The organism is Roseovarius sp., from assembly GCF_030373445.1.
Classification (GTDB): Bacteria; Pseudomonadota; Alphaproteobacteria; order Rhodobacterales; family Rhodobacteraceae; genus Roseovarius.
In genome coordinates, this window is sequence record NZ_JAUCYU010000004.1 from 1 (window position 1) to 22,986 (window position 22,986).

The 22,986-nt window shown below is 66.7% G+C and carries 22 protein-coding genes; 17 read left to right on the forward strand and 5 right to left on the reverse strand.

Features of this window, described 5'->3' with window-relative positions:
* On the reverse strand, positions 1-937 hold a 937-nt coding region (locus tag QUV18_RS08395), incomplete at its 3' end, for an adenosylhomocysteinase (protein ID WP_300893257.1).
* 193 nt (positions 938-1,130) lie between these two features.
* On the opposite strand from QUV18_RS08395, the gene QUV18_RS08400 reads away from it, so the two are divergent.
* Positions 1,131-1,697 carry an HD family hydrolase gene (locus tag QUV18_RS08400; RefSeq protein WP_300893259.1) on the forward strand — a complete coding sequence of 189 codons (567 nt, stop codon included), beginning with the start codon at positions 1,131-1,133 and terminating at the stop codon, positions 1,695-1,697.
* Positions 1,694-2,179 carry a GNAT family N-acetyltransferase gene (locus QUV18_RS08405; RefSeq protein WP_300893261.1) on the forward strand — a complete coding sequence of 162 codons (486 nt, stop codon included), beginning with the start codon at positions 1,694-1,696 and terminating at the stop codon, positions 2,177-2,179. Before QUV18_RS08400 ends, QUV18_RS08405 begins: the two co-directional genes overlap by 4 nt.
* Before the next feature lie 3 nt (positions 2,180-2,182).
* On the opposite strand, the gene QUV18_RS08410 is transcribed toward QUV18_RS08405, so the two are convergent.
* Both QUV18_RS08410 and QUV18_RS08415 read right to left on the reverse strand, forming a co-directional pair.
* A complete protein-coding gene (locus tag QUV18_RS08410; protein WP_300893262.1) occupies positions 2,183-2,734 on the reverse strand; it encodes an ActR/PrrA/RegA family redox response regulator transcription factor in 552 nt (183 codons plus the stop codon).
* 80 nt (positions 2,735-2,814) lie between these two features.
* The gene (locus QUV18_RS08415; RefSeq protein ID WP_300893264.1) at positions 2,815-3,438 is read right to left on the reverse strand and encodes an SCO family protein; all 624 of its coding nucleotides are present in this window, start codon (positions 3,436-3,438) and stop codon (positions 2,815-2,817) included.
* A gap of 87 nt (positions 3,439-3,525) precedes the next feature.
* Here QUV18_RS08415 and regB point away from each other — a divergent pair, with 87 nt between their 5' ends.
* The 11 genes from regB to QUV18_RS08470 all read left to right on the forward strand — a co-directional run bounded on the left by regB (position 3,526) and on the right by QUV18_RS08470 (position 18,349).
* Complete coding sequence (gene regB, locus QUV18_RS08420; protein ID WP_300893266.1) at positions 3,526-4,917, forward strand: sensor histidine kinase RegB; 1,392 nt, start codon at positions 3,526-3,528, stop codon at positions 4,915-4,917.
* 89 nt (positions 4,918-5,006) lie between these two features.
* Entirely contained in the window at positions 5,007-6,503 is a 1,497-nt protein-coding gene (locus QUV18_RS08425; protein ID WP_300893268.1) for a PAS-domain containing protein, read from the forward strand.
* A gap of 40 nt (positions 6,504-6,543) precedes the next feature.
* On the forward strand, positions 6,544-7,020 hold the full coding sequence (gene tsaE, locus QUV18_RS08430) for a tRNA (adenosine(37)-N6)-threonylcarbamoyltransferase complex ATPase subunit type 1 TsaE (RefSeq protein WP_300893270.1): 477 nt from the start codon (positions 6,544-6,546) through the stop codon (positions 7,018-7,020).
* Complete coding sequence (locus QUV18_RS08435) at positions 7,013-8,032, forward strand: phosphotransferase (protein ID WP_300893271.1); 1,020 nt, start codon at positions 7,013-7,015, stop codon at positions 8,030-8,032. Before tsaE ends, QUV18_RS08435 begins: the two co-directional genes overlap by 8 nt.
* Entirely contained in the window at positions 8,005-8,697 is a 693-nt protein-coding gene (locus QUV18_RS08440; RefSeq protein ID WP_300893273.1) for a nucleotidyltransferase family protein, read from the forward strand. Before QUV18_RS08435 ends, QUV18_RS08440 begins: the two co-directional genes overlap by 28 nt.
* Positions 8,690-11,629: a double-strand break repair protein AddB gene (gene addB, locus QUV18_RS08445; protein ID WP_300893275.1), complete on the forward strand. Its 2,940-nt coding sequence runs from the start codon at positions 8,690-8,692 to the stop codon at positions 11,627-11,629. The genes QUV18_RS08440 and addB overlap by 8 nt, the downstream gene beginning before the upstream one ends.
* On the forward strand, positions 11,626-14,994 hold the full coding sequence (addA, locus tag QUV18_RS08450) for a double-strand break repair helicase AddA (protein WP_300893276.1): 3,369 nt from the start codon (positions 11,626-11,628) through the stop codon (positions 14,992-14,994). The genes addB and addA overlap by 4 nt, the downstream gene beginning before the upstream one ends.
* A gap of 63 nt (positions 14,995-15,057) precedes the next feature.
* Positions 15,058-15,378 (forward strand): thioredoxin, encoded by a 321-nt coding sequence (gene trxA, locus QUV18_RS08455; RefSeq protein ID WP_300893279.1) that lies wholly within the window; start codon positions 15,058-15,060, stop codon positions 15,376-15,378.
* Between the two features lie 147 nt (positions 15,379-15,525).
* Positions 15,526-16,674 (forward strand): amidohydrolase, encoded by a 1,149-nt coding sequence (locus QUV18_RS08460; protein ID WP_300893280.1) that lies wholly within the window; start codon positions 15,526-15,528, stop codon positions 16,672-16,674.
* A 62-nt stretch (positions 16,675-16,736) separates the two neighbouring features.
* Complete coding sequence (gene hslV, locus QUV18_RS08465) at positions 16,737-17,291, forward strand: ATP-dependent protease subunit HslV (RefSeq protein ID WP_300893282.1); 555 nt, start codon at positions 16,737-16,739, stop codon at positions 17,289-17,291.
* Positions 17,288-18,349: a hypothetical protein gene (locus QUV18_RS08470; protein WP_300893284.1), complete on the forward strand. Its 1,062-nt coding sequence runs from the start codon at positions 17,288-17,290 to the stop codon at positions 18,347-18,349. Before hslV ends, QUV18_RS08470 begins: the two co-directional genes overlap by 4 nt.
* 4 nt (positions 18,350-18,353) lie before the next feature.
* Here QUV18_RS08470 and QUV18_RS08475 read toward each other — a convergent pair whose 3' ends face one another.
* Positions 18,354-18,563 carry a BrnA antitoxin family protein gene (locus tag QUV18_RS08475; RefSeq protein WP_300893285.1) on the reverse strand — a complete coding sequence of 70 codons (210 nt, stop codon included), beginning with the start codon at positions 18,561-18,563 and terminating at the stop codon, positions 18,354-18,356.
* A gap of 10 nt (positions 18,564-18,573) precedes the next feature.
* Positions 18,574-18,867, reverse strand: coding sequence for a BrnT family toxin (locus QUV18_RS08480; protein ID WP_300893287.1), 294 nt, complete (start codon positions 18,865-18,867; stop codon positions 18,574-18,576).
* A 191-nt stretch (positions 18,868-19,058) separates the two neighbouring features.
* On the opposite strand from QUV18_RS08480, the gene hslU reads away from it, so the two are divergent.
* From hslU to QUV18_RS08500, 4 genes are read left to right on the forward strand one after another with little or no spacing between them, the layout of a single operon-like run.
* Positions 19,059-20,366 carry an ATP-dependent protease ATPase subunit HslU gene (gene hslU, locus QUV18_RS08485; protein WP_300893288.1) on the forward strand — a complete coding sequence of 436 codons (1,308 nt, stop codon included), beginning with the start codon at positions 19,059-19,061 and terminating at the stop codon, positions 20,364-20,366.
* A gap of 38 nt (positions 20,367-20,404) precedes the next feature.
* Positions 20,405-21,079 (forward strand): phosphatidylserine decarboxylase, encoded by a 675-nt coding sequence (locus QUV18_RS08490; protein WP_300893290.1) that lies wholly within the window; start codon positions 20,405-20,407, stop codon positions 21,077-21,079.
* A 13-nt stretch (positions 21,080-21,092) separates the two neighbouring features.
* Positions 21,093-21,848 carry a CDP-diacylglycerol--serine O-phosphatidyltransferase gene (gene pssA / locus QUV18_RS08495; RefSeq protein WP_300893292.1) on the forward strand — a complete coding sequence of 252 codons (756 nt, stop codon included), beginning with the start codon at positions 21,093-21,095 and terminating at the stop codon, positions 21,846-21,848.
* 1 nt (position 21,849) lies between these two features.
* A complete protein-coding gene (locus QUV18_RS08500) occupies positions 21,850-22,470 on the forward strand; it encodes a class I SAM-dependent methyltransferase (RefSeq protein ID WP_300893293.1) in 621 nt (206 codons plus the stop codon).
* Positions 22,471-22,986: the final 516 nt, after the last annotated feature.

A 22,986-nucleotide genomic window follows, 5' to 3' on the forward strand; every position in this document is an offset into this window, starting at 1 on the left:
TGTTGCCGGTCGTGGTGATGAAGATATCGGCCGATGTGACCACGTCTTCCAGCGTCACCACCTCGTAGCCATCCATCGCCGCCTGCAGGGCACAGATCGGGTCGACTTCCGTCACCTTCACCCGTGCGCCCGCGCCCGACAGCGAGGCCGCCGAGCCCTTGCCCACGTCACCATACCCGCAGACAACCGCCACCTTGCCGGCCATCATCGTGTCGGTAGCCCGGCGGATGCCGTCGACAAGGCTTTCCTTGCAGCCGTACTTGTTGTCGAATTTCGACTTGGTCACGCTGTCATTCACGTTGATCGCCGGGAACGGCAAATGACCCTTCTCCATCATCTTGTAGAGACGATGCACGCCGGTCGTGGTTTCCTCGGAAACCCCCTTGATCATGTGCCGCTGCTTGACGAACCAGCCCGGGCTTTCCTTCATCCGCTTCTTGATCTGCGCGAAGAGGTATTGCTCTTCCTCGCTCTGCGGATTCTCGATCAGGTCGGTCTCGCCTTCCTCGACCCGTGCGCCCATCAGGATGTAAAGCGTCGCATCGCCGCCATCGTCGAGGATCATGTTCGCGCCGCCCTCTTCGAATTGGAAGATGCGATCGGCGTAATCCCAGTATTCTTCCAGCGTCTCGCCCTTCACGGCAAAGACCGGCGTGCCACTCTCGGCAATCACCGCCGCCGCGTGATCCTGGGTCGAGAAGATGTTGCAGCTCGCCCAGCGCACGTCGGCCCCAAGCGCCACCAGCGTCTCGATCAGGCAGGCCGTCTGGATCGTCATGTGCAGCGATCCCGCGATGCGCGCCCCTTTGAGCGGCTTCGCCTCGCCGTACTCTTCCCGCAGGGCCATCAGCCCCGGCATCTCCGTCTCGGCGATGTCCAGTTCCATGCGCCCGAACGAAGCGAGCTTGATATCCTTGACCAGGTAATCCTTTGCCATTTGGCGGCTCCTTGCAAATCCCATTGTCGCAAGCCAGATAGCACCGGCCTCTCACGCGGGCAATGCGGGAATGGCCCGGCGCCACGTCCCCCCGGCCGGGACTTTACAAATTCACCGTCCCGCCGCTATGACTGCCCGCGTTTTACCCATCTGACCGGAGACCCAAGTGGCCAAACCCCGCGCCTGGCAAAAGATGCTATCGGGCCGCCGGCTCGACCTGCTCGACCCGACCCCGATGGATATCGAGATCGAGGATATCGCCCACGGGCTCAGCTTCGTCGCCCGCTGGAACGGCCAGACCCTGGGGGATTTCGCCTATTCCGTGGCCGAACACTCCCTGCTGGTCGAAACGCTCTACGCCCGCCTCAACCCGAACGCCCCCGCGAAATGGCGCCTTGCCGCGCTCCTCCACGATGCGCCGGAATACGTCATCGGTGACATGATCTCTCCGGTGAAGGCCGCCGTAGGCCCGAACTACGACGAGCTCGACAAACGCCTCGCCGCCGCCGTTCACCTGCGCTTCGGCTTGCCCGCCACCATCCCGGCCGCTGTCAAGAAGCAGATCAAGAAGGCCGACAAGATCAGCGCCTGGATGGAAGCCACGCAAATCGCCGGCTTCTCCGAGCCCGAGGCCAACCGCTTCTTCGGCCAGCCCGACCCGGCCACCATGAACGGCCTGCACATCCTCCTGCGTCCGCCCACCGAAACCCGCACCGCCTACACCGCCCGCCACGCGGAGCTGCTGAAGGAAACGGGATGATCCACATCCGCCCCGCCGGCCCGATCGACGCCGCGCCGATGGCCGACCTCCTGAACGTCATCATCGCCGCCGGCGGCACCACGGCGATGACCGACCCGGTCACGCCCGCCATGCTGAAAGACTGGATGCGCGCCACGCCCGGCACCGCCGCATGGCACCTCGCCGAGGACGATGGCGGAACCCTCCTCGGCTTCCAGTGGATCGAACCGAAAGACGCCCTGCCGCCCGACGCCTGCGATATCGCCACCTTCGTACAGATCGGCCGCGCCAAGCTCGGCATCGGCTCGGCCCTCTTCGACCGGACCCGCGACGCGGCGACAACCCTGGGCTACACCTGGATCAACGCCACCATCCGCGCCGACAACACCGGCGGGCTCGCCTATTACCAGAGCCGCGGGTTCGAGACCTATGACATCCGCCGGAACGTGCCCCTGCCGGGTGGTGCAACCGTCGACCGCATCTCCAAGCGCTTCGACCTTTAGCCGCTACCTTGGCGACCGCTTCGCCAATATCCGCTGCAACGTCCGCCGGTGCATGTTCAGCCGCCGCGCCGTCTCGCTCACGTTCCGGTCGCACAGCTCGTAAACCCGCTGGATATGCTCCCACCTGACCCGGTCGGCGCTCATCGGGTTCTCCGGCGGCGGCGGCAATTCATCCTCCGTCGCCAGAAGCGCGTTGGTGATATCCGTCGCATCCGCCGGCTTCGACAGGTAATCCGTCGCGCCGATCTTCACCGCCGCCACCGCGGTGGCAATCGCGCCATACCCTGTCAGCACCACGATCCGTGCATCGGGCCGCTTTTCCCGGATGGTCTCCACCACGTCGAGCCCGTTGCCATCCTCCAGCCGCAGGTCACAGACCGCGTAGGCCGGCGGCCGCGCCGTGGCGATGGCCTGTCCGGCGGCCACCGATCCGGCGGTCTCCACCTCGAAGCCGCGCTTCTCCATCGCCTTGGCCAGCCGCCTCAGGAACGGCTCGTCGTCATCGACAAGCAGAAGGGATTTGTCCTCGCCAATGTCTCTTTGATTATCGGCCATCATTCCCTCCCGTGCACACGCGCCGCGTGCACTTCATCTCTACCGCGCGCCCCGGCATGCGTCAAACAATCGCACCGGCCTCAGCCCGCGTCCAGAAAGCATTGCACCCGGTCCGCCATCTCCTCGGCCGAGGCATCGCGGCGGAAGAAATCGGCGAACCCGGTCTCCGGCAGCACAAGATAGGTCATGGTCGAGTGATCGACGAGGTAATACTCGTCATCCTCGCTGTCATTGGCGCTGTAATAGGTCCGGTAGGCCTGGCTCGCCGCCTTGACCTGCTCGGGCGATCCGGTCAGGCCCAGCATCCGCGGATGAAGGTTCGCGGTAAAGTCGTCCACCACCTCGGGCGTATCCCGTTTCGGGTCGACCGAGATGAAGACCGGCTTCACCATCTCGCCCCTTTCCTCAAGGATATCAACGGCCTGCGCATTGCGCGCCACGTCGACCGGGCAGACATCGGGGCAGAAGGTATAGCCGAAATAGATCAGCGCGGGCTGGTCGATCACCTCTTTCTCGGTCACCGTCTCGCCGGTCTCGCTCACCAGCTCGAAGGGTCCGCCGATGGCCCCGGCGCCGCCCGCGATATTGCTCTCCCGGCACTGTGCGAACCGGTCGTCCCCGCCGCGGCCCATCGTCATCCAGTAAATCGCACCAAGCAGAACAGCCAGCACGACGGCAGAGCCGATGGCGATGATCCGTGTCATGGGGGACCCTTTCATTTCCGGGGTTCTTTTCGCGTCACCGCACATCTAACATCGCGGTCGGAAACTGCAACGTCACCCGGGTCACCCATGGCGGAACATCGAACGGCCCCGGCCGACACGAGCGACAGCGACAACTGGATCCGCCTGCGCACGCTGGTGCTGCTCCGCTGGTGGGCCATCATGGGCCAGATCTCGGCCCTGATCGTCGCCCAGCGCCTCTACAACCTCGAACTCGAGATCGGCCTCTGCTACCTCGCCATCGGCGCGTCGGTCATCTCCAACCTCGTCGCCGGCTTCGTCTTCCCCGAGAACAAGCGCCTGACCGAATCCCAGACCCTGCTGGTCGTGCTCTTCGACATGCTGCAACTGGCGCTGATGCTCTACCTCACCGGCGGGCTGCACAACCCGTTCTCGATCCTGATCGTCGGGCCCGTCACCGTGTCCGCCTCGGCGCTCTCGTCGCGCTCCACCATCTTTCTCGGCGTGATGTCGATCCTCATCGTCAGCCTGCTCATCCCCTTCCACCTGCCCCTGCGCACGGCCGACGGGTTCTTCCTCCGCGTGCCGCAGATCTTCCTTTTCGGCAACTGGTTCGCGATCGTCATCGCGGTGATTTTCCTTGGGGTCTATTCCCGCTGGATCGTCTCTGAGATGCGCGCCATGGCCGAGGCGCTGCAAGCCACCCAGATGGCGCTGGCCCGCGAACAGAAGCTCACCGATCTCGGCGGCGTGGTCGCGGCCGCGGCGCACGAGCTGGGCACGCCGCTCGCCACCATCAAGCTCGCCAGCTCCGAACTGGCCGAAGAGCTGGCCGACACCCCCGACCTGCGCGACGACGCGCTTCTGATCCGCGAACAGGCCGACCGCTGCCGCGACATCCTCCGGTCGATGGGCCGCGCCGGCAAGGATGACCTGCACCTGCGCCGCGCCCCCCTCTCCGCCGTGGTCGAGGAAGCCGCCGACCCGCATATCGACCGCGGCAAATCCATCCATTTCGAACACGCCCCGGCCGAAGGGTCCAGGGCGCTCCAGCCCGAGATCCTCCGCCGTCCGGAGGTGATCCACGGCCTGCGCAACCTCGTGCAGAACGCCGTCGATTTCGCCCGCGCCGATGTCTGGGTCGAAAGCCGCTGGTCCGATGACGAGATCACCGTGCGCATCATGGATGACGGGCGCGGCTACCCGCCGCACCTGCTTGGCCGCATCGGCGACCCGCTAATGCGCCGGCGCGGCGGCGGGCGCGACCCGCGCCGCCCGGAATACGAAGGCATGGGGCTGGGCCTCTTCATCGCCAAGACCCTGCTGGAACGCTCCGGCGCCGATCTCAGCTTCGCCAATGGCACCGAATCCTTCCGCCACCGGCTCGACCGCGCCCAGCGCACCGGCGCCGTGGTCGAGGTCCGCTGGCCCCGCGCCGCCATCGCCTCCGGAACCGGGCCCGGCATGCCGCTCGGAGAGAACCAGCCCATACGTGCATGACGCCACGATACTCGGCCTCGGGTTGAATCCATTAACCTGCCGTTAACCGTATTGCGCAACCCTGACCTGGGGAAGACAGGAGATTGGGGATGCAGGGCATCTTGCTGGGGATGCCGGTCGCCGTCGTCCTTTCGGGGCTGATGGCCGGGTTGGTGATTTGGGCGCTCGCGCGCTGGCCCCTGTGGTCGCGGCGCGGCGCCGGGCCGTGGTCCAGGGCGGGCTCGGGCACGACCAACTTCTTCCTGTTCCGCGACGGCATCCTCATCGACCACGACGCCGCGCCCTTCGGCGGTCCCGACGACGCGCTCACCGGCCTCACCGAATGGCCCGACCTGCGCGCCTGGCTCGCCCCCCGCTTTCCCGGCCTGCCCGCCGACCTGCCGCCCATGTCACCCGGCCAGCTCAACACCCACCCGGCGCGGGATCCGGCCGATCCCGCCGTCATCACCATCGCCGCCATCCGCCAGGGCCACCGCGTCACCCTGGTCGACCCGGCCCTGCCCTCGCCGGCCGAGTGGCACGACGTCCTCACCTGCCTCGCCACCAGGCGCCTCCTCCGCAAGGCTGCCGAAACAGCGCCCATCGCCATCTGCACGCTCGACCATGATGGCCGCATCGCCTGGCGCAACGCCGTCTTCCAGGAGTTCTCCGACGCCGAGGAAACCCGCCTCCTCCATGCCGCCGGCCACCCCGCGGAGACCGGCACCGAACCCGTCACCCTCACCGACCCCGACACCGGCCGCAGCCGCCACATCGCCCTCACCCTCACCGGCGCCGGCGATCAGCGCATCCTCTACGCCACCGATGTCACCGACCTCGTCAACACCGACGCCATGCGCAGCAGCTTCATCCAGACCCTCACCAAGACCTTCGCCGACCTCGCCACCGGCCTCGCCGTCTTCGACCGGGGCCAGCGCCTCGCCCTGTTCAACCCCGCGCTGGTCGATCTCACCGACCTGCCCGTCGAATTTCTCAGCGCCCGGCCCGGCCTGCTCGACTTCTTCGACCGCCTCCGCGACCGCCAGGTCCTGCCCGAACCGAAGAACTACGCCTCCTGGCGCGCCCAGATCAACGAGATGATCGAAACCGCCTCCGATGGCCTCTATTCCGAGGCGTGGTCCCTCACCTGCGGCCTCACCTACCGGGTCACTGGCCGCCCCCATCCCGACGGCGCCATCGCCTTCCTGTTCGAGGACATCACCGACGAAATCTCTCTCACCCGCCGCACCCGAAGCCAGCTCGAGATCCGCCAGGCCGTGCTCGACCGGCTCGACGACGCCATCGCCGTCCTCGGCCCCGACGGCGCGCTAATCCTCTGCAACCAGCCCTTCCGCGACCGCTTCACCGTCGCCGATGACACGTTCACCGAGATCACGCTGCAAGACCTCGTGCAGAAAGGCCGCACCCTCTACCCGAACGACACGCTCTGGTCCGACCTTCTCGCCGGCGCCGGCCAGGCGCCGCTCACCGGCCGCGCGGGCGACGCGGCCACCGGCCACGTCGCGCTAGAGCTCGCTCCGCTGACCGGCGGCTTCACCATGCTCTCCCTCTCGCCCCGGCAAGAGGCCAGGCAGCCCGCGCTCTGAACCCTGTTGCAGGCGGCGGCGGCCCGTGTAATTTCCCCCCATGTCCGCCGCGCCCCTCACCCTCACCTGCGACAGCCCCGAAGCGACCGGCCGCGTCGCGCACAGGCTGGCCCAACAGCTTGCCCCCGGCGACACCATCCTGCTTCAGGGCGATGTCGGCGCCGGCAAGACCCATTTCACCCGCTCGGCCATCCTCTCCCTCCTCGAGATGCCCGAAGACGTGCCCTCGCCCACCTACACCCTCGTCCAGACCTACAACGCCACGCCCGGCGAGATCTGGCACGCCGACCTCTACCGCCTCACCGACACCTCCGAGATCGAGGAGCTGGGCCTCGCCGCCGCTTTCACCGATGCCATCTGCCTCATCGAATGGCCCGACCGGCTCGGCCCGCTCACCCCGGCCGACGCGCTGACCATCGCCTTCACCGCCCCGGGGCCAGAGGAGGCCCGCACCCTCACCTTCACCTGGACCGATGCCAAGTGGCCCGCCAAGCTCGAAAGCCTCCGCCATGTCTGACCGCTCCGACCTGATCGACGCCTTCATCGACAGCGCCGGCTGGTCCGCCGCCGAATGTTCCCTCCTCGCCGGCGACGCCTCCAACCGCCGCTATTTCCGCCTCACCTCCGACAGCGGCAACGCCGTCCTGATGGACGCACCGCCGGAGAAGGGCGAAGACATCCGCCCCTTCGTCCACATCGCGCAATACCTCACCGGCCTCGGCTTCTCCGCCCCGGAAATCCTTGCCGAGGACGAAACCGCGGGCTTCCTCCTCCTGGAAGACCTCGGCGACGCCCTCTTTGCCCGCGTCCTCGAAACCTCGCCCGGGCTCGAAAACAGTCTCTATTCCACCGCAACCGACCTCTTGGCCCAGCTGCACGAAAACGATCCGCCCGCCGGTCTCGACCCCTACGATCCGCCCCTGATGACCGATCTCGCGGCCCTCGCCTTCGACTGGTACGCCTTCGCCGCCACCGGCGAAAAACCCTCCGACGTCCGCCAGCAGTTCCGCGACAGTTTCCACCGGCTCCTCGCCGACAACACCTCCGAATCCGTCCTCATCCAGCGCGATTACCACGCCGAGAACCTCCTCTGGCTCCCCGACCGATCCGGCACCGCCCGCGTCGGCCTGCTCGATTTCCAGGATGCCATGCTCGGCCACCGCGCCTACGATCTCGTCTCGCTCCTGCAAGACGCCCGCCGCGACGTGCCGGAATCCACCGAAAAAGCCATGCTTACCCGCTACATCGAGACCACAAGGCAGGATGACGACAGCTTCCGCACCGCCTACCACCTGCTCGGCGCCCAGCGGAACCTGCGCATCCTCGGCGTCTTCGCCCGCCTTTGCGTCCGAGACGGCAAGGCATGGTATGTCGACATGATCCCCCGCGTCTGGAACCTCCTCCAGCGCGACCTCGCCCACCCGGCGCTCGCCCCCGTCCGCCCCATGCTCAACACGCTCCCCGCCCCAAGCCCCGACATCCTCCAAAGGCTGAAAGACAAATGCGCGACGATCCCCTCCCTGTCATGATCTTCGCGGCAGGGTTCGGCACCCGGATGGGCGCCCTCACCGCCGACCGGCCCAAGCCGATGATCCCCGTCGCCGGAAAACCGCTGATCGACCACGCGCTGGGCCTTGTCCACGACGCGGGCGTCACCCGTATCGTCATGAACCTCCATTACAGACCCGATCAACTGCGGTCATACCTCTCCGAGACCGACATCCTGTTTTCCGAGGAACAGCCCGAGATCCTCGAAACCGGCGGCGGCCTCCGCCACGCCCTGCCGCTCCTGGGCGACGGCCCGGTCTACACAATGAATTCCGACGCCGTCTGGTCCGGCCCCAACCCCCTGGCCCAGCTTGCCCGGGCCTGGGATCCATCCCGGATGGACGGCCTCCTCCTCTGCATCCCCCCTGGAAACGCCATCGGTCATACCGGAAAGGGCGATTTCGAATTCATCGGCACCGGCCCGGCCCGCCGCGGCCCCGGCGCCATCTATTCCGGCCTGCAAATCATCAAGACAGACGGCCTCGCCGCCATCCCCGAGGCCCATTTCTCCCTCAACCGCCTCTGGGACGTGATGCTGAAATCCAACCGTCTCTTCGCCACGAGCTACCCCGGAAAATGGTGCGACGTGGGCCGCCCCGAGGGTATCGAACTGGCCGAGGACATGCTTCAATACGGCCATGTTTGAGCCGTCCTCCACCCCTCGCGTCTTCGCCGTCCCGCTCGGGGTGGATTTCCCGGCGGCCCTCGTCCGCGGCCTCTCCACCCGCACCAAAGGCCACCCGCCCGAGGCGCTCGCCCGCGCCCGCCTTCTCGTCAACACCCGCCGCATGGCCCGCCGCATCCGGTCGATCTACGACGAAGGCCCCGCCTGCTTCCTCCCCCGCATCGGCCTTGTCACCGACCTTGGCGAACACGCCCTGATGGCCGACATCCCCGATCCGGTCTCCCCCCTCCGCCGCCGGCTCGAACTCCTGCAACTGGTCTCCAGGCTCCTCGACGCCCAGCCCGACCTCGCCCCGCGCAGCGCCCTCTACGACCTCGCCGACAGCCTCGCCGCCCTGATGGACGAGATGCATGGCGAAGGCGTCTCACCCGACCGGATAAGCCAGCTCGACGTCACCGACCAATCCGGCCACTGGGCCCGCATCCAAGCCTTTTTGGGCATTGTCAGACACTATTTCGACGATGCCACCACCCTGCCTGACGTCGAAACCCGCCAGCGCCTCGTCGTCGAAACCCTCGCCGATCTCTGGGCCGAGAACCCGCCGCAACACCCCATCATCGTCGCCGGCTCCACCGGCTCGCGCGGCGCCACGCAGCTCCTGATGCAAACCGTCGCCCGCCTGCCCCAGGGCGCGGTCATCCTCCCCGGCTTCGACCGCGACATGCCCCCGGACGTGTGGGACCGCCTGAACGACCCGAAAACCTCCGAAGACCACCCGCAATACCGCTTCGCCAGCTTCCTCCATGCCCTCGACCTCTCCCCCGCCGACATCCCCGACTGGTCCGACGACACCCCCGCCAGCCCCGAACGCAACCGCCTCGTCTCCCTCGCCCTCCGCCCGGCGCCGATCACCGACCAATGGCGCCGCGACGGGCCGAATCTGGCGGGAATAGAGCCTGCAATGGCCCCCGTCACCCTGCTCGAGGCCCCCTCCCCCCGCGCCGAGGCCCTCACCATCGCCCTCCGCCTGCGCGAGGCCGCCGAAAAGGGCCAAAGCGCCGCGCTCATCACCCCCGACCGCACGCTCAGCCGCCAGGTCACCGCCTCGCTCGACCGTTGGGGCATCCTCCCCGACGACAGCGCCGGCATGCCCCTCCATCTCGCCCCGGTCGGCCGCTTCCTCCGCCACGTCGCCGAGCTCTTCCACCTCCCCCTCTCCGCCGAGGCGCTGCTCACCCTCCTGAAGCACCCGATCACCCATACCGGCGCCGATCGCGGCCCCCACCTCCGCCTCACCCGCGAGCTCGAACTCCACATCCGCCGCCACGGCCCGCCCTACCCCACGGCGCAGGACATCAACGCCTGGGCCGCCGCCTCCAAGGACCCCCACGCCGAACCCTGGGCCGCTTGGCTCATCGCCTGCTTCACCGACAAGGAACTCCCGGGCGAGGTCTCCCTCGAAGACCGCACCACGCGCCACATCGCCCTCGCCGAACAGATCGCTCGCGGCGCAGACGGCGAAACCACCGGCAAGCTCTGGGCCGACGAGGACGGCGCCCAAGCCCTCAGAACAGTCTCTGACTTTGCCGAAAACGCCCCTCACGGCGGCGCCGTCAACGCCCGCGACTATGCCACCCTGTTCCACGCCATCCTCTCCCGCGGCGACGTGCGCAAGACGATCAAGGCCCACCCCCTCATCAGGATTTGGGGCACGCTCGAGGCCCGGGTCCAGGGCGCAGACCTCCTGATCCTCGCCGGCCTCAACGAAGGAAGCTGGCCCGATAACCCCAGCCCGGACCCCTGGCTCAACCGCGACATGCGCGCCGCCGCCGGCCTCCTCCTCCCCGAACGCCGTATCGGCCTCGCCGCGCACGACTTCCAACAGGCCCTGCTCGCCCCCGAGGTCTGGATCACCCGCTCGATCCGCTCCGACGACACCGAAACCGTCCCATCCCGCTGGCTCAACCGCCTGCAAAACCTCCTTTCCGGCCTCCCCGATCAGGGCGGCAAGGCGGCGCTCGACCAAATGCGCCAACGCGGCCGGCACTGGCTTGACCTCGCGAAGGCCTTCGAGGACCCCGGCACCACCCCCGCCGAAACCCGTCCCTCGCCCAAGCCGCCGACCGCGGCACGCCCCAAACAACTCTCCGTTACGCAGATTCAGAGACTGATCCGCGACCCCTACGCCATCTACGCCCGTCACGTCCTCCGCCTCGAACCGCTCGACCCGCTGATGCGCGTGCCCGATGCCCTCCTCCGCGGCACCGTCATCCACGAAGCCCTCGAACGCTTCATCGACGCCACCCGAGACACCCCCGAAGAGATCACCCGCGACCGGCTCATCGCCGAAACCGCCACTGTCCTCGCCGAGGCCGTCCCCTGGGCCGACACCCGCGCCATGTGGCAGGCCAAGCTCGAACGCGCCGCCGATACCTTCATCGAGGGCGAACACGCCCGCCGCCAGTTCGCCCAGCCCGCCGCGCTCGAGGCCAAGGGCGCCGCCGACCTCCCAGAGCTCGACTTCCGCCTCACCGCCAAGGCCGACCGGATCGACATTGACCCCGCCGGCAACCTCCACCTCTACGACTACAAGACCGGCAAGGCGCCTTCGAAAGACCAACAGAAACACTTCGACAAGCAGCTCCTCCTCTCCGCCGCCATCGCCACGCAATCCGGCTTCGGCCCCATTGCCCCGGCAAAAGTCGCCCGCGCTGTCTTCATCAGCCTCGGCAGCGGCAAACCCGAGGAACCCGCGCCATTAGACACTGAACCACCCGAAAAGGTCTGGGAAGAGTTCCGCGAACTGATCGCCCGCTACATGTCCCCCGACCTCGGCTACACCTCCCGCCGCGCGCTGGAGAAGACAATCGACACCGGCGACTACGACCAGCTCGCCCGCTTCGGCGAATGGGACATCACCGACGACCCCGACCCGTGCGAGGTGGGCCAATGATCGGTCATAACGAAGCCACCCTGCGCCAGATCAAGGCCGCCATGCCCGACCGCTCCACCTGGCTCTCCGCCAACGCGGGCTCGGGCAAAACCAAGGTACTGACCGACCGCGTCGCCCGCCTGCTTCTCGATCAGGTCGACCCCCAGCACATCCTCTGCCTCACCTACACCAAGGCCGCCGCCTCCGAGATGCAGAACCGGCTGTTCAACACCCTCGGTGAATGGGCCATGCTTCCCGACGAGGCGCTGACGGCCAAGCTTCAGACCCTCGGCCACGAGCTTGTGATCACAAACGACACGCTCAACCACGCCCGCCGCCTCTTCGCCCGCGCCATCGAAACCCCCGGCGGCCTGAAAATCCAGACGATCCACTCCTTCTGCTCCGCCCTCCTCCGCCGTTTCCCGCTCGAGGCCGGCGTGACGCCCCAGTTCACCGAGATGGAAGACCGCGCCGCCACCCTCCTGCGCGCCGAGATCGTCGAGGCCCTCGCCTCCGGCCCCCAGGCCGACACGCTCTACACCCTCGCCCGCCACCACACCGGCGAAACGCTCGACGAACTGACGCAGGAAATCGTCAACAACAGGGCCGCTTTCGACACGCCCGCCTCCGACGAATGGCTCGAGAACCTCTTCGATCTCCCCCCCGGCACCACCCGCGACAGCATCGCGGCAAGCGTCTTTCTCGGCGGCGAAATGGAGCTGCTGGATTCGCTCTGCGCGGCGCTGGCGGCCAGCGGCCCAAGCGATCAAGGGGCGGGCACCAAGCTCACCAGCATAACCAGCCCAGGCTTCGACTGCCTTGCAATTCTCGAAAACGTCTTCCTCACCGGCCCCGGCGCCAAAGAGCCTTTTTCCGCCAAGATAGGGTCTTTTCCAACCAAGGCCTGCCGGGAATCCAATGCGGCCCTGATGCCCCAGCTCGAGGCCCTCATGGCCCGCGTCGAAACCGCCCGTGCCCAGCGCATCGCCCTTCAGGCAAAGGAGCGAACCGCCGCCCTCCACGCCTTCGCCCGGGTCTTCCTCCCGGCCTACGAGCAGGCCAAGCTGCTCCGCGGCTGGCTCGATTTCGACGACCTGATCCTCAAGGCCCGCGACCTGCTGACCGATCGCAAGGTCGCCGACTGGGTGCTTTTCAAGCTCGATGGCGGGCTCGACCATATCCTCGTCGACGAGGCCCAGGATACCTCGCCCGTCCAATGGCAGGTCATCGAACGCCTCGCCCAGGAATTCACCAGCGGCCAGGGCACCCGCCCCGATACGCCCCGCACCATCTTCGTCGTCGGCGACAAGAAACAGTCGATCTATTCCTTCCAGGGCGCCGACCCGCGTGAATTCGACCGGATGAAATCCGAGTTCGCGGCGCGTCTCTCGAACAATGAAACCCCGCTGCAGGATATGGAGATGGAGTTCTCCTTCCGCTCCTCCCGCGCCATTCTGGATACAGTCGACGCCACCTTCGAAAATCACGAATCCAGCGGGTTCGGTGACGGTTCCGGACACAAGGCCTTCAAGGAGCAGATGCCCGGCCGCGTCGACCTCTGGCCGCTGATCGAGGCGCCCGAGAAGCCGGAAGACCCTGACTGGTTCGACCCGGTCGACGTCAAGGCGCCCGACGATCCGGCCCGCGTTCTGGCCAAGACGCTTGCGCAGACCATCAAGGCCATGATCGGCACGCCGCTTCCCGACCAGGCCGGCGAAACCGCCCGGCCGATCGAGGCGGGCGATATCCTCATCCTCGTCCGCCGCCGCTCGGCCCTCTTCCACGACGTCATCCGCGAATGCAAGGCGCTGGGCCTGCCCGTCGCCGGGGCCGACCGGCTCAAGGTCGGCGCGGAACTGGCGGTGAAGGACCTCGCCGCGCTCCTCTCCTTCCTCGCCACACCCGAGGATGACCTGGCGCTCGCCACCGCCTTACGCTCGCCGCTCTTCGGCTGGTCCGAGGCGCAGCTTTACGAGTTGGCCCATGACAGGGTCGAAAAATACCTCTGGGCCGAGCTTCGCAACCGGGCCGATGATTTCCCCGAAACCATGGCCATCCTCGGCGACCTCCGCCGCCAGGCCGACTACCTCCGCCCCTACGAGATCATCGAACGCATTCTCATCCGCCACGATGGCCGCCGCAAACTCCTCGCCCGCCTTGGGCAGGAGGCCGAAGACGGCATCGACGCCCTGCTCATGCAGGCGCTCGCCTATGAACGCAACGCCGTCGACAGCCTCACCGGCTTCCTCGTCTGGATGGAAACCGACGACCTCGAGATCAAGCGCCAGATGGACAATGCCGGCAACCGCATCCGGGTGATGACCGTCCACGGCGCCAAGGGCCTCGAATCCCCCGTGGTGATCCTGCCCGACACCAACCAGTGGCCGATGAACCTGCGCGAAAAGACAGCCCAGACAGGCGGCACCCTGGTCTGGCGCATGACGGGCCAGGACATCCCCGCCTCGCAGCGGCAGGCCGACGACGATGCCAGGGCCGCCCAACGGGCCGAGCGCGACCGCCTGCTCTATGTCGCCATGACCCGCGCCGAGCAATGGCTCATTGTCTCGGCAGCGGGCAAACTTGGCACCGACGGGCTGAGCTGGCACGACAAGGTCCGCGCCGGGCTGGATAAGACGGGCGCCGTGCCGCTCGCCACCGAACACGGTCCGGGCCTGCGTTACCAGGTCGGCGACTGGCCCGCCTCCGCCACCGCAACCGAACGACCTGACGACACCGAAACAGTCTCTGTTCCGCCCTATTTCACGCAGATCGCCCCCGAACCACAGCTCCCCGCCCCGCCCCTCAGCCCCTCCACCGATCTCGGCGGCGCCAAGGCCCTGCCCGGCGAGGACGGGCTCGACGAAGACACCGCCAAGCGCCGCGGCCGCCAGATCCACCTGCTGCTCGAAACCCTCGCCGGCACGTCCGAGGCCGGCTGGCCCGATCTCTCCGCCCGCATCCTCTCGCAAGGCGAAGACGCCGCCACCGGCGACGAACTGACCGCCCTCACCACCGCTGCCGGCACCGTCCTCAAGGCCCCCGCCTTGGCCGATATCTTCACACCCGATGCCCTGCTCGAAGTCCCCGTAACCGCCCGGCTGGATGCCCTGAACGGCGCCCGCATCCACGGCATCATCGACCGGCTCATCGTCACCCCCACCCACGTGACCGCCATCGACTACAAGACCAACGCCATCGTCCCCGCCACGCCCGAGGCCTGCCCCGAGGGCCTCCTCCGCCAGATGGGCGCCTATGCCCACGCCCTCCAACAGCTCTACCCCGACCGTGAAATCAAAACCGCGCTGCTCTGGACGCAAACCGCCCAGCTCATGCACCTGCCACACGATCTTGTGACGGCCGCCCTGTGCAACACCCATATACCTTGACGCGCCCGGCCCCGCTTCCTAGGTTGCGATCCCAAGCCACACCTCTTTCCCGGGAGAACCGAAATGCCCACAGTTGCCGTAACTGACGATACGTTCGACGCCGAAGTGAAGAATTCCGATATCCCCGTCGTGGTGGATTTCTGGGCCGAATGGTGCGGCCCCTGCAAACAGATCGGCCCCGCGCTGGAGGAGATCTCGACCGAGATGAACGGCAAGGTCAAGATCGCCAAGGTCGACGTTGACTCGAACCCCAACACCGCCACCCAGTTGGGCATCCGCGGCATCCCAGCGCTGTTCATCTTCAAGAACGGCGAGGTGATTTCCAACCGCGCCGGCGCCGCCCCCAAGGCCGCGCTGCAAAGCTGGATCGAAGACAGCATCTGATCTTCCCTTTTTGGGTTTGACAGGAACGGGTCGCCTTTTGGCGGCCCGTTTTTTTTGGGGCTCTGCCCCAGACCCCGGGATATTTCCGGCCAGAAGAACCACGGGGGCGGCTTTTCTTTTGGCGGCGGGAGTGGTTCTTTACAGCCCATGACGCTGACCAATTCCGATATTGCCGAGCTCATCACCCTCCGGCGCGACCTGCACCGCACGCCCGAACTCTCGGGTGAGGAGGCGGCGACGGCCAAGCGCATCCTCTTCGCCTTGTCCCCCTTCCGGCCGGACGAGCTGATCACCGGCCTTGGCGGCCATGGCATCGCGGCGGTTTACCAGGGGGTCGAGCCGGGGCCCACCGTGCTCTTCCGCTGCGAGCTCGACGCGCTGCCGATCCACGAGACCGGGCAGCCGGAGTACCGCTCCGAAACCGATGGCAAGGGGCACCTCTGCGGGCATGACGGGCATATGGCCATCCTCACCGGCCTTGCCCGCCGTCTCTCCCGCCAGCGACCCGCCAAGGGACGCGCCGTTCTGCTCTACCAGCCGGCCGAGGAAACCGGCGCCGGCGCGGCCGAGGTCATCGCCGACCCGAAATTCGACCCTGTTTCACCCGATTACGCCTTTTCCCTCCACAACATGCCCGGCCTGCCCCTCGGCGCGATCGGCCTTGCCGAGGGCCCCGTCAACTGCGCGTCGCGCGGCCTGCACCTGACCCTCACGGGCAAATCCGCCCACGCCTCCAACCCTGAAAGCGGCACCTCGCCGATGGCCGCGGTCGCCTCCCTCATGCCCGCCCTCACAGCCCTCGGCCAGGGCCGGCTCGGGCAGCCCGCCTTCAAGCTCGTCACCGTCACCCACCTGCGCATGGGCGAGCCCGCCTTCGGCATCGCCCCGGGCGAGGCCACGCTTTACGCCACGCTTCGCACCCTCACCGATGACGGGATGGACGACCTCGTGAACGACGCGCTCACCCTGATCACCCACGCGGCCGATCAACACGGCCTTACCGCCGCCCACACGTTCGAAGACATCTTCCTCCATTCCGAGAACCACCCCGAGGCCACCGCCCACCTCCGCCGCGCCCTCGACACGCTGCAAATCCCCCACGACACCGCCGGCCAGCCCTGGCGCGCGTCCGAGGATTTCGGCCGCTTCGGCCACACCGCCAAATCCGCCATGTTCCTCCTCGGCGCAGGCGAAACCCATGCCGCGCTGCATAATCCCGATTACGACTTCCCGGATGACCTGATCGCACCGGCCGTGCGGATCTTCGAACAGGTGGCGCGCGACCTGCTGGGCTGATCCGCCCTTGCACCCCGCGCCCGCCCCTTCCATATACCCCCGAGAACAAAGCGGAGGCCCCCATGACCCAAGAATTCCCCGGCTGGCACGGCACCACCATCATCGCCGTCCGCAAAGGCGACGAGGTTGTCGTGGCCGGCGACGGGCAGGTCAGCCTTGGCCAGACCGTCATCAAGGGCACCGCCCGCAAGGTCCGCCGGCTCAGCCCGGGCGGCTATGACGTGGTCGCCGGTTTCGCGGGTTCGACCGCCGATGCCTTCTCGCTGCTGGAACGGCTCGAAGCCAAGCTCGAGGCCACACCAGGCCAATTGCAGCGCGCCAGCGTCGAGCTGGCGAAAGACTGGCGCACCGACAAGTACCTGCAAAAGCTCGAGGCGATGCTGATCGTTACCGACGGGTCACAGCTTTACGTGATCACCGGCGCGGGCGACGTGCTGGAACCCGAACATGACATCGCGGCCATCGGCTCGGGCGGCAACTTTGCCCTCGCCGCCGCCCGCGGCATGATGGACAGCGACAAGTCGGCCGAGGAGATCGCCCGCGCCGCCATGGCCATCGCGTCGGATATCTGCGTCTACACCAACGGCAACCTGACCGTGGAAACCATCGGCAAATGATCGGGCGCGACGATCTTCGCGCAGGCGTTTCGGCTGGAATCGTCTCTGAAGCACAGGCCGCCTCTCTGGCCAGCCTCGCCGACAGCCGCCGGGGGGCGCGAGAGAACCTGGCGCCGGGCGATGAACCCTTCGAGCTCTTCAAGGGCTTCAACGAGATCTTCATCGTCGTCGGCCTCGTCATCCTCGCCTCAGGCTGGATCGCGGTGAACGCGGCCACCATGCTGACCGAGATCGTCGATTACCGCACGCAGGTCATCACCATGGCGCTCGTCGGCGCGGGCGTGCTCTGGCTCCTGTCGGAATACTTCGTCCGCCGCCGCCGCATGGTCGCGCCGGCCATCGCGTTGTCGATCCTGTTCTTCGCCAACGCGGTCACCGGGCTGGCGGCCAGCCTCTCGGAAATCTTCATGCTCGCGCAGGAGGATTACTCCAGCCTGCCGCTCCCCACCTTCCTCGCCACGCTGGCGCTCTTCGTCTTCTGGTGGCGCTTCCGGGTGCCCTTTGCCATGGCGATGATCGCCATCGGGCTCTTCGCGGTGGCCATGCTGCTCGCGGCCACCTCCGCCGGCACACCGGACAACCTCGACGACCTGTTCCTCCTGTCGGCGGGCGGCCCCTTCGCCTTCATCACGCTGGTCCTGGGCTTCGCCGTCTTCCTCGTCGCCATGTGGTTCGACATGAGCGACCCGCACCGCGTCACCCGCCGCTCGGCCAACGGCTTCTGGCTTCACGTGGTCGCGGCGCCCGCGCTGGTGAACACCATCGCCCTCACCCTGCTCGACCGCGACACCGCCGGCTCCAACATCCTGCTGGTGGCGGTGCTGGCCTTCTTCGCCCTCGTCGCCATCGTGATCGACCGCCGCTCCTTCCTGCTGGCGGCCATCGGCTATTCGGTGGCGCTGGCCTTCACCGTCCTCGGCGGCGACGGCGCGCCCACGACCGTGCTCTCCCTCGGCATTGTCCTGCTGATCCTCGGCGCCTTCTGGGAAAAGATCCGCGCGCGGCTGCTCCGGCTCATGCCCTTCCTGCCGCTCGACCGGCTGCCGCCCTCGGCGTGACGGGCTAGCCTTTCTTCTCCACCGCGTCCTTGTAGGCCCGCAGAACCGCGTTCATCCGCGTCTGGTAGCCCTTGCCCTGGCTCCGGAAGAACGCGATGATATCCTCGTCGATCCGCAACGAAATCAGCTTCTTCGGCGACGGCTCGACCAGCTCGGCCTTGGCCCAATCCACGTCGATCTCCGCCTCGCCCTCATGATCCGGGGCCGAATTCACGCGGTCCCAATCAGTCCGGCTTTTGGTTTTCCGCATCTCGTCGAGCGACATGCGCGTCATATGCTTCCCGCTCATTCCGTCGCGCCCTCCGCGCTGTGATGATCCGGATCGTCTCATCCCACATCGTGAAGACCACGGCGATGGCCACACCATTGACCGGGCCTATCGCGATCCGACGCTGCTCTATATCGCTCCGAGCCGTAAGTACCAGGTGACCTTCCGCAAAGACTTCCGCGGCATCGAGAAAGTCCAGACCATGCTTTTCCAACGTGAGCTTTCGCTTGTCCTCGTCCCATTCGAACATCGAGGAATCCCTTGCCCGGCTCGGCGCCTCCGAACAATGTCCGGACAGCTCCATACCCTTGCTAGGGAAAAGAACTTAAACAGGCGTAAACTCCCTTTTGTATCTACACGACGTAGCTACATTCCTCAACCCCCCTTGGACTTTGCCGTCAGGATACGTATGTGACCTGAAAGCCAAAGCCGGAGCCCCACATGACCGACCTCACCCCGCGCGAAATCGTGTCCGAGCTGGACCGTTTCATCATCGGACAGAAAGACGCCAAGCGCGCCACCGCCGTGGCCCTGCGCAACCGCTGGCGCCGCAAGCAGCTCTCCGATGACCTGCGCGAGGAGGTGTACCCCAAGAACATCCTGATGATCGGCCCGACCGGTGTGGGCAAAACCGAAATCTCCCGCCGCCTCGCCAAGCTCGCCCGCGCGCCCTTCATCAAGGTCGAGGCCACCAAGTTCACCGAGGTGGGCTATGTCGGCCGCGATGTCGAACAGATCATCCGCGATCTCGTCGACGCCGCCATCAACCAGACCCGCGAATGGATGCGCGAGGACGTGAAAACCAAGGCCCACGCCAATGCCGAGGAACGCGTCATCTCCGCCATCGCCGGCGATGACGCCCGAGACTCCACCCGCGACATGTTCCGCAAGAAGCTCAAGAACGGCGAGCTTGACGACACCATGATCGAGCTCGACATCGCCGACAATTCCAACCCCATGGGCATGATGGACATCCCTGGCCAGCCCGGAAGCCAGATGGGCATGATGAACCTCGGCGACATCTTCGGAAAGGCCTTCGGCGGCCGCACCACCCGCAAGCGGATGACCGTGGCCGAAAGCTACGAGATCCTGATCGGAGAGGAAGCCGACAAGCTGCTCGATGACGAGGCCGTCAACCGCACGGCGGTCGAGGCGGTCGAACAGAACGGCATCGTCTTCCTCGACGAGATCGACAAGGTCTGCGCCAAGTCCGACACCCGCGGCGGCGACGTCTCCCGCGAGGGGGTCCAGCGCGACCTGCTCCCGCTGATCGAGGGCACCACGGTCTCCACCAAGCATGGCGCGGTCAAGACCGACCATATCCTGTTCATCGCCTCGGGCGCCTTCCACATCGCCAAGCCCTCCGACCTGCTGCCGGAGCTTCAGGGCCGCCTGCCGATCCGCGTCGAGCTTCGCGCGCTGACCGAGGAGGATTTCGTCCGCATCCTGACCGAAACCGACAACGCCCTTACCCGCCAGTATACCGCGCTGATGGGCACCGAGGATGTCACTGTCTCCTTCACCGAAGACGGCATCGCCGCGCTCGCCCGCATCGCGGCCGAGGTGAACCAGTCGGTCGAGAATATCGGCGCCCGCCGCCTCTATACCGTCATGGAACGCGTCTTCGAAGAGCTCAGCTACACCGCCCCCGACCGTGCCGGCGAAACCATCACCGTCGACGCCGAATTCGTCGAGGCGAACCTCGGTGAACTGTCCCGCTCCGCCGACCTCTCGCGCTACGTGCTCTGACCGGTGATGTCCCTCGCCCATAACCGGAAGGTCCGGCCATGAACATGATGTCGACCTTCATCAAGCCGATGCACCCCGAGGGCCGCCGCTTCGTGGCGATCTTCGCGGCCATCACGCTGGTCCTGTTCCTCATCTGGGACGTGCTCGGCTGGCTGGGCGTGGGCCTCACCATCTGGTGCTACTACTTCTTCCGTGACCCCGAGCGTGTGCCCCCCGACCGGCCCGACGCCATCCTCAGCCCGGCCGACGGCATTGTTTCGCTCATCGAACCGGCCATCCCCCCGGCAGAGCTCGGCCTGCCGGAAACGCCGCTCACAAGGGTCAGCGTCTTCATGTCGGTCTTCAATTGCCACGTGAACCGCGCGCCGGTCAGCGGGACCATAACCCGCATGGCCTACCGTCCGGGCAAGTTCTTCAACGCCTCTCTCGACAAGGCCAGCGAAGACAACGAACGCAACGGCCTCGTCATCCGCATGGAAGATGGCCGCGATATCGTCACCGTCCAGATCGCCGGCCTCGTCGCCCGCCGGATTGTGAGTTTCAATTCCGAAGGCGATCGGTTAAACGGGGGGGACCGCTTCGGGCTGATACGCTTCGGGTCCCGGCTCGATGTCTACCTGCCCGAAGGCGCAAGGCTCCTGGCAAAACCGGGGCAGACCATGATCGCCGGCGAAACCGTCATCGCAGAGACCGGCACGCCAATCGAAAGCTGACATTCGGTACTGAATGCCAAACAGGCACGGAAAACCTCTACGCGAAACGCTGTTCGTCAGGATGCTGCCCAACCTGATGACCTTGGCTGCGATATGCGCCGGTCTGACCGCGATCCGCCTCGGGTTCGAGGCGCATTACGGGCCCGCCGTCCTTCTCGTTCTGGTGGCCGTGGTGCTCGACGGTCTGGATGGCCGCGTTGCCCGCATGATCGGCAGCGACGGCGAACTTGGCGCCGAGCTCGACTCGCTGGCCGATTTCCTCAATTTCGGCGTCGCCCCGCCGCTCGTCGTCTATTTCTGGGCCCTGCAGGAAATGCGCGTGCTCTCCTGGATCGTGGTGCTGATCTTCGCGCTCTGCTGCGTCGTCCGGCTCGCCCGGTTCAACGTCGGCAACCGCGCCGGCACCCTGCCCGATGACGGTAACCGCTTCGTCGGCATCCCGGCCCCGGCCGGTGCCACGCTCGCCATGGTGCCGATGTTCATGGCCTTCGCCTTCACCGACCGGCCGATCCTGCCGGACCTCGCGATCTGCGTCTACCTGTTGCTCATCGCCGGGCTGATGGTCAGCCGCATTCCCACGCTCTCGCTCAAGGGGCTGCCGTTGGCCCGTGACAATGCCGTGCTGCTCGCCGCCGGGTTCGTCCTGCTGGCGGGCGCGTTCTTCATTTTCAAATGGGTCACGATGATCGTCCTTTGCGGCATCTACCTCGCCACAGTCCTCTGGGCGGCGCTCTCTGCCTCCCGCCGACACCTGACAAGGAAGCGCTGACATGGAACTGAACGCCGTCGAAAACTCCTACGCCCGCTGGGCCCCGGTCTACGATGCCACCTTCGGTGCGGTCACCAACGGTGGCCGCCGCCGGGCGGTGAAATATATCAACGAACGGCCGGGCCGGGTGCTCGAGGTGGGCGTCGGCACCGGGCTGGCCCTGCCGCTTTACGACCCGGCCTGCCGGGTGACCGGCATCGACTATTCCGACGAGATGCTCGAGAAGGCGCGGGCCAAGGTCAAGGCGCGGGGCCTGTCGCATGTGGAAGAGCTGCGCCAGATGGATGCCCGCACGCTCGACTTTCCCGACAACAGCTTCGATACCGTCGCGGCGATGCACGTGCTGTCCGTCGTCCCCGAACCCGAGCGCTGCATGGCCGAGATCGCCCGTGTCTGTGCCCCGGGCGGCCGGATCGTCATCACCAACCACTTCGTGCGCGAGAAAGGCCCGCTCGCCTTCCTCGAACGCATCTCGGCGCCTTTCGCCAACGTGCTCGGCTGGCATTCCGATTTCCACATCGACACCGTCCTGCGCGACGACCTCTCCGTCACCGACCGCAAGACCATCCCGCCGCTCGGCATGATGACCTTCCTCGTGATGGAAAAACCCCGGCCGTCGTAGGGCAGGGGCCAACCCACCGCCCGCACAGACCACCCGTCCCGGCCCTGAGCCGGGACCTCGCGCCGAACACCCTTGGCATGATCGCCCCGTCCGTCGTCACTCCCCCCGGGCGAGCGCCGGCCCGTGGGGAGGCGCCGCAACGATCCTTGCTGCCGCTTTATGGATCCGAATACATCCTAGGCCGAAACGTCGCGCGACCTCTATAAAGCGCCTGCCCGCCGGGACGGGCCGGCGCTCGCCCGGCGCCGCGCTTTGGCGCGGCTTTGTTCCGGGCGTGGGCCGAGACTCTCCCCCCAAAAAAAACCTCCGTTGCACCCCGCACAACATCTCGTGCCACCCCCCACCGAACGCCACATCAACCCGGCCAACCACCGCCAAAAACACCGACAGAATACCGACGTGATACCGACGCGATACCGACATGGGATTTTCCTTGTTAATCCGCGTCTTAACCCCTGATTCGCCCCGGTCGCCGATTTCGCTTCACTTCCCCCCGTTTTCGGGCGACGAAAGGGC